The organism is Desulfosarcina widdelii, from assembly GCF_009688965.1.
Taxonomy (GTDB): domain Bacteria; phylum Desulfobacterota; class Desulfobacteria; order Desulfobacterales; family Desulfosarcinaceae; genus Desulfosarcina; species Desulfosarcina widdelii.
The window spans coordinates 3,808,281-3,821,629 of the sequence record NZ_AP021875.1; the positions used below are offsets into that span (position 1 = coordinate 3,808,281).

A 13,349-nucleotide genomic window follows, 5' to 3' on the forward strand; every position below is an offset into this window, starting at 1 on the left:
GTATTGACCATAATCGATTTGCCTTGCTCATGGTCGGTAAAGATGATATTCGGGTCGGCCGGTTTGCCAATCGTTTATCCTCTCCAAAATGGAGGAACCGCAATGACGGCAATTCTTTTAATGTATATTTTCGTCGGGGCCATTGCCGGTGTTCTGGCCGGACTGCTGGGAATCGGCGGCGGCTTGGTCATCGTGCCCATGCTGGTGTTCTGCTTCGTTCGCCAGGGCATCCCCGAGGCCATGATCATGCACCTGGCGTTAGGTACTTCACTGGCCAGCATCATGTTCACCGCCGTGTCCAGCTTTCGCGCCCACCACAAACGCGGGGCGGTGCACTGGGATGTGGTGCGCAAAATCGTTATCGGCATCTTCGCGGGAACCTTTATCGGGAGCTATATCGCCGCCCAGTTGTCCACTCGGTTCCTGAAGGGGTTTTTCGTCGTGTTCCTCTATTACGTGGCCGTTCAGATGCTGACCGGTAAAAAACCCAAGCCGACACGCCAGATTCCCGGACGCACGGCCATGTTCGGTGTGGGCAATATCATCGGCGTGGTGTCAAGCCTGGTGGGAATCGGGGGCGGAACCCTTTCGGTACCGTTCATGATCTGGTGCAACATGCCGGTCCACCACGCCATCGGTACTTCGGCCGCCATCGGATTTCCCATCGCCATCGCCGGCACCATCGGCTACATTGTCAACGGCTGGTCGATCTCGGGGCTCCCCGAGTATTCTTTGGGATACATATACCTGCCGGCACTGGTGGGCATCGTGGTTACCAGCGTGCTGACCGCTCCTTTGGGCGTACGCCTGGCTCATAGTCTGCCAGTGGACCGCCTGAAACGGGTTTTTTCCGTGCTGCTGCTGGTGGTTGGCACCCGCATGCTGATCAGCATCATATAGCCATGTTTCAATCATATGCTCAAATTATTGATTTCAGGCCGGATATCTTTTGCAGCAACGGTGGCCGCAGCCCGAAATATTCTTGACAAAAACACCGTTCCCGCATAGTTACTTCTACTTGGTGTTTCCATCCCTTCCAGGCTATTCATCTGTGTATACAGATTGCGAAAATCACATTATCGAAAGGAGAAAGAACACATGTCCAATCTTATCCCCCCCCATGGCGGCAAGGGCCTCACTGTCTGTCTGCTCGAAGGCGCTGAACTGGAAGCTGAAAAGAAAAAAGCCGAAGGTCTCAAGAAAGTAGAGATCTCCCCGCGCGTCAAGGGTGACCTGATCATGATCGGCATCGGCGGCTTCAGCCCACTGACCGGTTTCATGACCAAAGCCGATTGGAAAGGCGTTTGCGAAAACTTCCTGACCGCCGACGGCACCTTTTGGCCGGTTCCGGTGTGCCTTGATGTCACCAAAGAAGATGCCGACGCCATTGCCGACGGTGACGAAATCGCCCTTTACGATCCCAAAGGCGACGAAATCATGGCCACCATGAAGGTCACCGAAAAATTCGAGTTGACCGATGCCGACAAAAAATGGGAATGCGAGAAGGTCTTCATGGGTGAAGGCACCCCGACGGCCGAGGAGTTCTGGAAGATCGCCGAAGAGGATCACCCCGGCGTCCAGATGGTCATGAATCAGAAACCGGTCAACCTGGCCGGCCCGGTCAAAGTCCTCAGCGAAGGCAACTACCCGACCAAATACGCCGGCGTCTACCATCGTCCGGCCGAATCCCGCAAGCTGTTCGAAGAACGCGGCTGGAGCGAAGTGGCCGCCCTGCAGTTGCGCAACCCCATGCACCGCAGCCATGAATACCTGTGCAAGATCGCCGTGGAAGTTTGCGACGGCGTCTACATCCACAGCCTGGTGGGAAACCTGAAACCGGGCGACATTCCCGCCGAAGTCCGCGTGGAGTGCATTGACGCCCTGGTGAAAAACTACTTCGTCGAGAAGAACGTCATTCAGGGCGGCTACCCGCTGGATATGCGCTACGCAGGTCCTCGTGAAGGCCTTTTGCACGCTGCCTTCCGCCAGAACTACGGCTGCTCCAAGATGATCATCGGTCGCGACCACGCCGGTGTGGGTGACTTCTACGGCATGTTCGAAGCCCAAACCATCTTCGACAAAATCCCGACCCCCGAGGGCGGCAAGGGCCTGCTCTGCCAGCCGTTGAAGATCGACTGGACCTTCTACTGCTATAAGTGCGACGGCATGGCCTCCCTGCGGACCTGCCCGCATGCCAAGGAAGACCGCGTGCTGCTCTCCGGCACCATGCTGCGCAAGATGCTCTCCGAAGGCGGCGAACTGCCCGATCACTTTGGCCGCGATGAAGTTGTTGCCATTCTGCGTAAATACTACGAAGGCCTCACCGAAAAAGTGGAGATCAAGACCCACAAAGCAGCCACCGGCAATTAATCGTCGATATCTGCTTGCTGTACAAACATTAGAAAGCGGGTCGCGCCTTGGGTGCGGCCCGCTTTTTTTTATGGGCTCAATCCCGCCTGACCCGCATAAACGACGCAAATCTCGGCACACCGTTTCGGGTGAAGCCTTGGTATTTAAAGGTAACCGATGCTCCGATGGGCGGTGGGGCCTTGCGCTGGGCCATGGTAAACCCGGTGCCGAGCTTGAATTGGATGCCGTTTTCCAGCCGAAGAGTTAGACTTCCCATGATGCCCTCGAACTTTCCTTTTCCGGGGTTGTGGGCGATCACGGTCCCTTCCATGTCGCTGAAATGCTTTACCTTTAACACATGAGCACTGCGGCCGGCCTCAAAAGCAAGGGTCGGATCTTTAACCACAACACCCTCTCCGCCCATGGATTCGATACTTTCAAGAAAAGCATCCAGGTGATCCGTTCCCTGACACTCAATCTGATTGATGACACGGACATGGGTTGCCGGGTGGGCAAAAAACCATTGGCCGGCTTTGTCCAGGCGGGTCGGAAAATCACCGTCCGCCCCCGGAACTTCGAAGATGTTGTAAGTAATTTCCCGCCAGTTCTTTGAAGGGATCTCATCTAAAACGGTCCGTTGAACAAAAGCAAAATCGTTTCTTTTGCGCCAAAGTTCTCCGTCCAACGCAAAGGCCGGGAAGTTTTCGGTGAACCAAGGAGGTGTGTGAATCACCCGGCCCTGGCGGGTAAGCAGCAGTTTTCCGTTCCAGTAGCCGCGAATACCGTCCAGCTTTTCGCTCATCAGCCAGCCGTAAACATCCTGGCTGCCCTTATAGGTGTTTGCATGCTGCAGCAACGGTGGACCGGCAGATAGTATCGAGGGCAAACAGCCCACCATGGCCAAGGCGGTGATTGCGGCGCGAATGAACGATGCATACATACAATCCCTCCCTTACAATATCATTAAGAGGAAAATATTGTCATGCTTCGTTATCGTATGAAAAGAATGATCTCACGGCAAGTCCAGGAAGTGTCGCCCCTTAAAGAATAAAAAAACTCCGGCTTTCACGAAATAAACGTGAAAGCCGGAGTTTTTCTGGTAGGCGCGATTGGATTTGAACCAACGACCTCTTCCGTGTCAGGGAGGGTGTGTAACGTTACACACCCTCCTAACTTCATTGAATAAAATCAAATTTTAGCTTTAGCTCCATATAAACAATATAATGAAAATCGCCTGAAAAAATCTATTTTTGTCACATTCAGTCACAAAAGAAAGTCATGACGAATAACTATAGACCAAAAGCGGAACCGATGGAGAACAACGATATCTATTTATAACTAAGCTTTCCCTTTTCAAATACATAGTTTCCGTTGCCGGTTGTTGAATAGGATAGAACGACGATCTTCTTCAAAACAGTATCAAAACTTTTTGCTTCGGCAATTTTTTGCCTCAGTTCTTTCGAAAGAGAGAGAAGCGCTTCAAATTGTTCTTCGTATAACCCCACTGTAGAATCAGCTCCTGCGGAAAGGGCCTTGAGGCGGGCATTGAAATTTTCATAGGATGTAACAAGAACGAAATGTGCAAATACAAGGTCCTTATCAAATTCAAAATTAAAAACCCTGTTCACGACAGCATTTAAGGCGCTGTAATAATATAAAAATTTTCTTTTATCTTCAGTGCTCTCCATCTTTGAAATAGCATAATCGAACTCATCTATGATCAACTGCCGAAATTCATCCTTAACACTCATGAAAACCTCCGGTTAGGGCAGAAAAGTCTGATATCAACCTTCTATAAAATCAAATGCCTGGGCGAAACCTGAACTTACTGTCGAATAAGTCCCTTGAAATTCCGTCCCAGGAGTGAGGCCTGTCACGCACACTAGACTATTGTCATCACTCGCTGAAACAACAGTGCCGAAAAAATCGCCAACGACATGTTCAACTTTGATTTGTTTCCTCTCAAGATTTATTTGAACCTCAAGATTCAACGCATCTGCCAAAGACATTAATTTTTTTATGGTAAAATTTGATTCTCCGTTCAAAAGTTTTGTGACAGCAGCTGGTGAAACACCAAGCTTTTTCGCCAGCATTGACCTTGTCATACCCTCATTTTTCAACTGCTCACGGAGGGTCTCAGTTATAGATAGCAACAAAGACTCAATCTTGTAATCAAGGGTCTTTTGGATGGACTTACGTTTAGATTTGAACCAGCTTTCGGTATCCATGCGCTCCCCCAAGTCTATATTTTTATGATTCGCAAATTTTTTGAATCATTTAAAATTTTTAGTGTTTTCTGTTTCTCTCGTCTCAATTGGGTCGGCTTTGGCTTTGGGAACCCGCGTGTTAGGATTAAAGAATTTTTCAGAAAATTAGTTCCAAAAAAACATAGAATACGGCTACCGCCATTTGTTTTTAGCTCATAGACTTTATCGCCAATATGTCGGAACTTTTTAGTATTTTTTGGAGGGCCATATTCAATAATCCTATCAAACAAAGCAAAAAAGTGCGCTTGCTCCTGCTCTTCAATGGAATCTATAAAATCTCGAACCTGGACACTTCCATTTTGAACGACAGCAAAAAGTCTATATTGCCTTCCTGCAAGTAGCCTTACTATATCCATACATTTAACCTATAGGTTAAAATGTCAAGGGATGCAAAGACTCTGATCACACCCCGATGGCTTCCTTATACAATATGTGGTGTATTTCGTGTCACCTGTATTCTAAAGGGTCTCTATTTTTTTTATAGAGAGTCGGAAAAATGACAATATATCGCACCTTCAAGGTGCTTATGGACCGCCACTGGTGGCAATCTGGAAACCTTCTTTAGATGCGATATCTCTTAGCGGAAATCGATCTAAACAGTTGATTTGGAGATTTAAAATAGGCGTGAACGCTGTTTTTGTAGCTTGATAAGCGAACTGTGTCAATGGGCATTGGTCCACAAAAAATTCGAAGAAGTACTTTTTTGTGGTTTTAGCTATTGACGTATGATAAAAATAATATTATACCATGCACCATGATTCATGGTTCGTATTAAAGGGGGGAAATTATGGAAATTAACCACAGGGACGTTTTAAGAATTTACAGGCAATTAAATGGTCGCACGCTGATCAGTTGGATTGAAAAGGGACTGTTTAAACCGCTTTACGAACCCGAAAACAGAGGCGGGAAGCGTTCGTATTCTTATCAAAATCTCGTGGAAATTGGAATCATCAAAGAACTATCTCTTCTGGGGTTCCCAATAAAGCGGATCAAAGTTGTAATGGAACACGATTCAATTCGAAATCGTATTAATTCAGAGGATTACGACTTTTTTTTGTTAATTTCTATTAATAACGTAAACATTCTCAACGCTGAGAGCATGAAAAAAGTTGGCACCACATCTTTCATGCCATTGGTCCAAGACGTTCCTGCAGAAAAAGTCGACTCAGGGGTGGTGCTGAGCGGGCATAGAGGCGTTTGGGTAGATGTTAGATCGATCCGCCAATTAGTTGATGAGGATCTCGGCTAAAAAATTTTAAGCACAACGATGAATCATGATTCATCATACAAGGAGGTACGATGTCACCAAACCTCAAATTGAAAAGTGAAATCCTTTACAGATTTGGCTCCCAGTGCAAATTCGCGAAAGAAGTCGGTGAAAGTGAATTGCTTATCAGCCAGGTCATCCATGGGCGGCGAAAGTTGAAACGTGACCAAGCTGAGGCTTGGGAAAAAGCTCTCGGCTGCGGGATCGACGTTTTCGAACCTGCGATCAAGGAGGCCCCGCAGTGCAGCAACTGCTGACAGCAAAGGACGTGGCCGGTTTGCTCCAGTGCAGTGTGCCTCTGGTCTATAAAATGACCACGGACGGTCGGCTTGCATGCATCCGGATTCCTTGCCCTGGTACTGGCACCTCCAAGCCAAGGTCTCTAAAGCGATTCCGGCCATCTGATGTTCAATCCCTCATCGATGATCATCTCACGATCACTGAACAGGTAAAATAGCATCCATGCTGCCATTCATTCAGATGATGCGATCGGAGGAGACTCGGGAGTTATTGCAGCGGCCCAATGAGTTCATGCTGCTTGCCTTGATTGCATACCGGGCAAAAAGAACGAACGGATTTTCTGCCCACAACCTTGAAATTGGAGAGGCATTAATCGGCGACCACAAATCATGCGGGCTGACAAGGCAGAAATATCGGTCTGCACTGAACAACCTCAGAGCATGGCAGTTTATAACCACCAAGACAACCAACAAAGGAACTATTGCAAAGATAATAAATTCAAACGTTTTTAACGTTAATTGTGAAATCGTCAACCATCAAGACAACCAGAAAATATCCATCGAGCAACCATTAAATAACCATCAAACAACCACTAACAATAATGATAAGAAAGAAAAGAAGGGAAAAAATGAAAGAGATACTCTGTCGAGTATCTCTCGTTGCCCTTATCAAAAGATCACTCAGATTTTTTCTGACCTCCTGCCTGAATTACCAACTCCAAATCTCGACAACAATCTCAAGAAACAAATCCGCTCAAGATGGAAAGAGCATCCCGATCTTGAATGGTGGCGGTGGTATTTTGCCGGCGTTTCTGGATGTGACTTTCTTATGGGCCGCAAAAGCGACTGGCACGCAACCCTTCACTGGCTTACCGGGCCCCAAAACATGAGCAAAGTCCTAAATGGACAATATCTGAATCGGAAACCCATGGACGCAAACCAGGCCGCTGGCCAGGAATTCGTACGCGAGGTGCGAAATGGATAAAACAGACGCCGAACGCTTTCGTAATTTAATGCTGGGTATGGCTGATAATTTTCGAGACTCTCTCAGCAAAGAAGGCATGCGCCTGCGCTTTGAAATGCTACGCCCCTATTCCATCGAACAGGTTGAACGTGCCGGCATAGAAATCATGTGTTCCAGGAAATACAACAAAATGCCTCCTGTAGCAGAATTCATTGAAGCCATTGAGGGGGCAGCTCTTTCCTTGGAAACAAAAGCTAATCATCAATGGAATACCCTCATGGAGCAAGTGAGGTCCGTTGGCTGGTACGGGACGCCATCCATTGAGGATCCGATCACACGAAAATTGATGACTGGCCGCTTTTCGATGGCCAGCCTTTGTGAGGCCACACCGCGGGAACTGAGCTTTTTGCGACGTGACTTTCTGGCCGCCTATTTAGCGGAGGAATCGATGGGTGAAGTAAAATTGATAACCGATGGCACAAACGGCAAAAAAGTCAAAAAGTTAGCTGCCGGAATTTTCAAGAATGTCAGTTAACACTTTCAACGCCGCACATGCTGCGTGCGGTTGGTGCAAAATGATGATTTTGAGCCGGCCAGGTGCCCACAACCGAAACCAATTTGGCCGAGCGACAAATCCAAGAGCAGGGTTCGTTTGGCCGATACCGGGAGCTGCCCGGTGCTCATGCCAACCGGGTTGCTCACAACATCATCGGAGGATAAATGGCCGAATACGACACCTCAAGACTCGGAAGCGACCCTCAAAACGGCGCGCTCTACATTCCGCCCGAAGAACGCAGACCCGATGCCACCGCCGACCGCATCGCCGGCCGGTTTTTCCAGACCGTGAAAAGCGCACCCGCACGAGCTGCCGCAGCGCATCGCAACCGCATCGAGGCCATGGACAGCGGCGACATGGCCAGTCGTGTGCGTACCGTAGGCGACCGCATGACCTGGGCGCAACGCACCCGGGCGGCCATGCACGGCGAAACCGCTCCGGATTTTATCGAAGAGGCCGGGCTCGTCAAGGTGCAGGCCCGCAAAACGGCGCTGATCGATGAGGGCTATCACCCGGACGCGGCCGAGCAGATGGCCATGGTTGAGCACGTCGAGGAGCGCAAGCAGGAGATGGCCGACGACATGCGGGCCGTCGAGCGCGAATTTGCCATGCCGCCGGAATACCGCAAAAGCTCCGGTTTCCTCGAGGACGTGGCCGGCGGGCTGGGTACAAGTCTCGTATCTCTGCCGGCTTATGCAGTTCATCCTCTGGTGGGTGCCGCTGTTACCTTCGATCAGATCGGGGGCGCCAAGGTTCAGGAGCTGGAAAGCCTCGGAATCAATGACCCTGAATCGGTGCTCAAATCCGCCCGTTTATCCGCGGCCGTTCAGACCCCCTTGGAGGCGGTCAGCAACCTCTTTATCATTTCCCGCATCCTGAAGCCGACCAACAAGTGGACATCGGCGCTCGTCGGTGTGGCTCAATCCATGATCGGCGAAGGCGCCACTGAGTTCGTGCAGCAGTACCCGGACGAGTTTGCGACCATGATGGCGCTCAATCCCGATCTTAACAGCCGGGAGCTTTTCAACGAGTTCATGGACCGGATTCCCGAGACCACGGCCTCGGCCGCCTATGCCGGGCTGGTGGGCGCCTTTTCCGGCGGGATCACAACCGGGGCCGGGATCAGCTCCATGACGGTCATCGACCGGCTCACGACGCCACGGCAAAAAACGCTCAATGCCGTGAAATTGGAGCGTTTAACCCGGCTCACGAACAAGGCCGAAACCGGAGAGCTCAACCAGCAGGAATTCAACGAACTGAAAAGCATGATCGGGGCTCGGGGCGTTGATCTATCCGTAGAGGAGGCCATTGCCGACATCCGCCAGCGCGTCGATATCAAGGCGCCCATCCAGTCGGAGAACCGGGACCGGATCGTCGCGTCGTTGGGCAAGGCTTACGATCCACATCAGGCCGAGGCCGTTCAAAACGTTTTCGACGGCACGGCCCGGGCATGGGCTCGACGCAATGACAAAACGCCGGCGCAATTTTATGAGGAGGTGCTCAGCGGCTTCGAGCAGGGGCAGGCCTCCGCGTTTATTCCATCCAAAGCATCGGTTTTTTTCCAGGGCAAGGGACCGCAGACCCTCCGCGGACGGATCAAAAAAGAAGGCGGCATCAATTTTCTGAATTTCAAGGGCGAGCTCAAAGAGCTGCCCGTTGCCGTCAAATTCCTCTCTAAAAAATCAGGCGTGCCCATCGATTTGATCGAACGCACGTTACGCGATGAGGGCTGGCTCGACGAGGGTGAAAATCTGCTCGAGGTCCTGCGCGATCCCGAAAACCTGAAACGCGGTAAGCTGGGTACCGAGGCTCAGACGGAGGCTCAAAAGCAGGCCCAAGAGGCTCAACAGTGGGAATACGACCCGGAGGAACCGCCGCCGGGCGATTTTCAAACGATGAAAGCCCAGGACCTGCCCGAGGGTGAAAAGGTCACCATCATCGACGGCAATGGCCGGGACGGTTGGGACGTTTACGAAGTTGTGGACAAAGACCCGTTTGGCGTTACCCTGCAGGACGGTCGAACTGTCGAACTGTCGCCGCTGGATCAGGTTGACGTTCTTCTTGCCGGCGATATCCCAGTCGGCAATCCGGATCCGAACGCGCCACGGGGAGCCGTTGAGAATCTGCTCGACGCGGCCCCCAATATTATTCACGCATTCGAGGCGGCCGATCCGTCAACGCCTATCCATGAGCTGGGACACGTCATAACTGCGATGCTAGCCAGAGAGCAAGGTGATGACTATTCGATCCTGGCCGAATTTGCCGGTGTTGATGCCGAGCGTGCCGGATCAGGCCTGCAGGCGTGGACGGAGCAAGAGATCGAAAAGACGGCCCGAGCATTCGAGGCCTACGTCATGGAGGGCCGGGCGCCCACGCTCAAGCTGCGTGAGGTGTTTGCCCGTATGAAGGCCTGGCTCATTGACATTTATAAGTCGGTCGTGTCCCTGGACGTTGAGCTCAATGACGAGGTGCGCGAAGTCTTTGACCGGGCCGTTGCCGTCGATTTCGAGCGCCAGGCGGACCCGCTGCTTGACGTCGGCGAATGGCTCAGAGTGGAAAACCTTGACGATGCCGCCGGCTTTGACCTGTCCACGGCCACAATCCAGGACATCGAACATGAGGCGGTGCGCCGGGTGGTGAAAAAGGCCTCGGCACAGCGCAAGCGGGAGGCATCGAGGATTCGCAAAGAGCTCAAACAGGCCGCCGTCGATGATGTCGACGCGTATCATGTCCGCAAAACTATCGATAGCATCCGCGTTGCAAAAGGCTTCGATCACGACATTATGTACAATCTTTTCGACGCCGAAACCGTGGAACAATTCAACCGGCGCCTGCCGGGCATGGTCAACCGCGACGGTGTTGACCCGGTGCTCTTTGCCGCGGCACATGGATACCGCAACCTGGAGACCCTGCTTGACGATGTAATCAACGCACCCAAACGCCAGCGGGCTATCGAAAAGCGGTACCGTGATCTTGTCACCGAGTACGAAAAAGGCACCGAGCGCGATAATTCCGAAATCATGGCCGAGGTCCTGGCCGAGCAGGTGCGCATGCTCAACGATGCCGCCGGCAGAGAGCCGGCCATGGGCACAAAGGCCGTTGTGCGGCAGGCCACCGGGCAAGTCACCGACAAAGAGCTCATTGAGCTGCGCAAACGGTTCAAGCGTGACGAGCAGATCGCCCGGCGGGCTTTTTCCGCCGGAAAAAAGGAGGCGGCCGCCAAGCTCAAAGAGGCTCAAAAGATCAGGATCGAGCGCATCCGGAACGTCCACAGGGCAAAAGAGCTGCGCGAAAAAACGCATCGACGCATCAAACGTTATTGGCGCATGCAGACGATCCCGCTCGAATACCGTGAGCAGATCATCCACTTGAGCGCCGAATACTATACCATCCCGCAGACCCTGCAGGTTTCTCCCGATCGATCCCTGGAAGAATTTCTGCAGCTCAAGTCCGAGTCCGAGCCCTATATGGTGCAGAGCATCATGAGCGCCCACGCCGCCCGACCTGTCCAGCAGCGCAACCCGAAAACCGGCTACCGCATGCCGATGAGCACCGAGGAACTGACCGACATTGCCGACCTGATCGACATGCTGGCGTACATGGGCAAAACCGAGGGCGCCTTGATAGAAGCCGGCAAGAAAATGGATTTCAACGCCGCGGTCTCGGAAATGATCACCGCCGGCTACGAGTCCCACAAGATGGAGCGCCAGGCCCCGGACGGCCCGGTCCGTCGAGACGAAAAGACCCGGCTGGACAAGATCAAGGACATCCCCGCCGGCATCGATGCAGAGTTGAGAAAAATTGAGTTCCTGCTCCAGGAGCTCGACGGCTGGGAGGAAATGGGGCCGAACTGGCGTTACATCTTCCGGGGGATCACCAGGGGGGAGGAAAAGCGCCTGCAGATGTCCGAGATGGTCTCCAAGCGCCTGGCCGAAATCTTCGCCGGCCGTGCCCGCAATTGGGCAAAGAAGCGCTACACCCTGAGTGACGGCCTCCAGGTGACGAAACAAGAGGCGTTTATGATCGCGCTCAACTCTGGCAATGCCGGCAACCTGTCCGCGCTGATTGGAGGCAATGGATATGATAGCGTCCAAATTGATGAATGTATCCACCAGGTGCTCGATCAATCCGAAAGAAAGATGGTCAATGACCTATGGAACCTGGCCGATGAAATGTACCCCCACCTTGCCGAGGTCCACCAGCAACTCACGGGCGCCCGCCTGCCGAAAGTCGAGGGCCGTTATTGGCCTTTGATATTTGATCCGAAATTGAGCGTCAAGGCCGGCATTTTCAAATCCGAGAAAGAGGCCCGGGACCTGTTCACCTCTCCCTACGGAAGCGCCCACGTCGAGGCCGGCCACCGCAAGGCCCGCAAGGGCGGGAAAATGCCGGTCTATCTGGAGATCAACGCCATATCGCATCATTTCTCAAACGTGATCAACGACATCAGTTACCAGGTGCCCATCCGGAACGCGCAGAAAATTTTTATGAGCCCGGCCTATCGCGAAATGGTCAACACGGTGCTGGGTGAACAGTATTTCGGGCAGCTGATCCCATGGCTGCAGTTTGTCGCCCGCCCGGGCATGAATATCCGCTGGAGCCAGATGGAGCGCATGGCCATTTCGCTCAAGCGGAACGCCACCGTTGTCGGTCTCGGCGCCAACCTGGTCACCAGTGCCAAACAATTCATGAGCTACACACAGACCATTGACGAGGTTGGCGAAGCTCAGGCAGCCAGCGCCCTGGCCAAATTCATCAGCAACCCGCGAAAGTGGATCCAGTTTGCCAATCAGCACAGCTCACTCATGAAAAACCGGCGGAAATCCTGGGACCGCGAACTCGCAGACATGGCCCGGCTCTTCGACAAGGATCTACTCGGCCGATCTGAGGGCATTCGGGATGCGCTTTTTTTTACAATCGGCTGTATCGATCAACTGGCCACTTACCCGACCTGGCTGGCCGGATACCGCAAAGCGATCAGAGACGGCCGGGAGCATGCCGAGGCGGTCGAGGTTGCCGACAGGACCGTCCGGCGGACCCAGCCCATGGGCTCGCCCAAGGATCTGGCCAACATTCAAAACGGCACGGTGTTCAAGAAACTGATTACGATGTTCTACACCTTCTTCAGCAGCTTCTACAACCGATTCACCGAAACCCGCCGGAAGCATAAGCTTGGCAAAATCAACGCGATGCAGGCCTTCCGTTCCTATATGTGGATATGGGTAATCCCCTCGGCCGTTCCCGCCATGGTCGGTTCTCTCTTCTGGAAAAAAGAGATTCCCGAGTGGTCTGAATTGGTCAAGGAATCGATTCTCTATTTGGCTGGCGGAATTCCTATTGTGCGCGACCTGGCGGACCCCGTTGTTTCCCGGCTCACAGGCAGCCGATCTTTTGGCTACACGCTCACGCCTGTTGAAGGTGCCGGAACGGCCGTTGCCAACCTGGCTGCCGATGTCGGGCGGATGGTTGACGCAGAGCGAAGGGTGGAGCTGGAGCAACTGCTCAAGCACGGCGTGACGACGGCCGGTTATGTAAGCGGCGTGGTCCCGGCCGTCCAAATCAATAGAGGTTTGGACGGCCTCTTCGACATACTCGAGGGGAAAACCGAAAACCCGGCCCGGCTGATATTCCGGGCCCCTGCGGACGTCAAGAAGGCTCCGCGATTTTAAGAAATGGAGGTGTCATATGTGCGGTGGATCTGGTGGTG

General features: G+C 52.6%; 11 protein-coding genes and 1 tRNA gene. 6 read left to right on the forward strand and 6 right to left on the reverse strand.

Annotated elements, in window-relative coordinates:
• Positions 1–102 precede the first annotated feature (102 nt).
• Together GN111_RS17525 and sat are read left to right on the forward strand one after the other, a co-directional pair.
• A complete protein-coding gene (locus GN111_RS17525) occupies positions 103–900 on the forward strand; it encodes a sulfite exporter TauE/SafE family protein (protein ID WP_155304990.1) in 798 nt (265 codons plus the stop codon).
• A 198-nt stretch (positions 901–1,098) separates the two neighbouring features.
• Positions 1,099–2,370: a sulfate adenylyltransferase gene (sat, locus tag GN111_RS17530; protein ID WP_155304991.1), complete on the forward strand. Its 1,272-nt coding sequence runs from the start codon at positions 1,099–1,101 to the stop codon at positions 2,368–2,370.
• A 76-nt stretch (positions 2,371–2,446) separates the two neighbouring features.
• Here sat and GN111_RS17535 read toward each other — a convergent pair whose 3' ends face one another.
• The 5 genes from GN111_RS17535 to GN111_RS17555 all read right to left on the reverse strand — a co-directional run bounded on the left by GN111_RS17535 (position 2,447) and on the right by GN111_RS17555 (position 4,972).
• Positions 2,447–3,289 (reverse strand): DNA ligase, encoded by an 843-nt coding sequence (locus tag GN111_RS17535; RefSeq protein WP_155304992.1) that lies wholly within the window; start codon positions 3,287–3,289, stop codon positions 2,447–2,449.
• 157 nt (positions 3,290–3,446) lie between these two features.
• Positions 3,447–3,516: transfer RNA gene (locus GN111_RS17540), tRNA-OTHER, on the reverse strand.
• A 161-nt stretch (positions 3,517–3,677) separates the two neighbouring features.
• The gene (locus GN111_RS17545) at positions 3,678–4,100 is read right to left on the reverse strand and encodes a hypothetical protein (protein WP_155304993.1); all 423 of its coding nucleotides are present in this window, start codon (positions 4,098–4,100) and stop codon (positions 3,678–3,680) included.
• A 33-nt stretch (positions 4,101–4,133) separates the two neighbouring features.
• A complete protein-coding gene (locus GN111_RS17550; protein WP_155304994.1) occupies positions 4,134–4,577 on the reverse strand; it encodes a helix-turn-helix domain-containing protein in 444 nt (147 codons plus the stop codon).
• 14 nt (positions 4,578–4,591) lie between these two features.
• Positions 4,592–4,972 carry a type II toxin-antitoxin system RelE/ParE family toxin gene (locus GN111_RS17555; protein WP_155304995.1) on the reverse strand — a complete coding sequence of 127 codons (381 nt, stop codon included), beginning with the start codon at positions 4,970–4,972 and terminating at the stop codon, positions 4,592–4,594.
• Between the two features lie 431 nt (positions 4,973–5,403).
• Between GN111_RS17555 and GN111_RS17560 the strand changes: the two genes are divergently transcribed.
• A complete protein-coding gene (locus GN111_RS17560) occupies positions 5,404–5,865 on the forward strand; it encodes a MerR family transcriptional regulator (RefSeq protein WP_155304996.1) in 462 nt (153 codons plus the stop codon).
• A 53-nt stretch (positions 5,866–5,918) separates the two neighbouring features.
• Here the strand turns inward: GN111_RS17560 and GN111_RS17565 are convergent, their stop codons facing one another.
• Positions 5,919–6,218, reverse strand: a complete 300-nt coding sequence (locus tag GN111_RS17565) for a hypothetical protein (RefSeq protein WP_155304997.1) — start codon at positions 6,216–6,218, stop codon at positions 5,919–5,921.
• 127 nt (positions 6,219–6,345) lie between these two features.
• Here GN111_RS17565 and GN111_RS17570 point away from each other — a divergent pair, with 127 nt between their 5' ends.
• From GN111_RS17570 to GN111_RS17580, 3 genes are all read left to right on the forward strand, one after another.
• Positions 6,346–7,107: a hypothetical protein gene (locus tag GN111_RS17570; protein WP_155304998.1), complete on the forward strand. Its 762-nt coding sequence runs from the start codon at positions 6,346–6,348 to the stop codon at positions 7,105–7,107.
• On the forward strand, positions 7,100–7,621 hold the full coding sequence (locus GN111_RS17575; RefSeq protein ID WP_155304999.1) for a hypothetical protein: 522 nt from the start codon (positions 7,100–7,102) through the stop codon (positions 7,619–7,621). Before GN111_RS17570 ends, GN111_RS17575 begins: the two co-directional genes overlap by 8 nt.
• Before the next feature lie 185 nt (positions 7,622–7,806).
• On the forward strand, positions 7,807–13,311 hold the full coding sequence (locus GN111_RS17580; protein ID WP_155305000.1) for a hypothetical protein: 5,505 nt from the start codon (positions 7,807–7,809) through the stop codon (positions 13,309–13,311).
• Positions 13,312–13,349 lie beyond the last annotated feature (38 nt).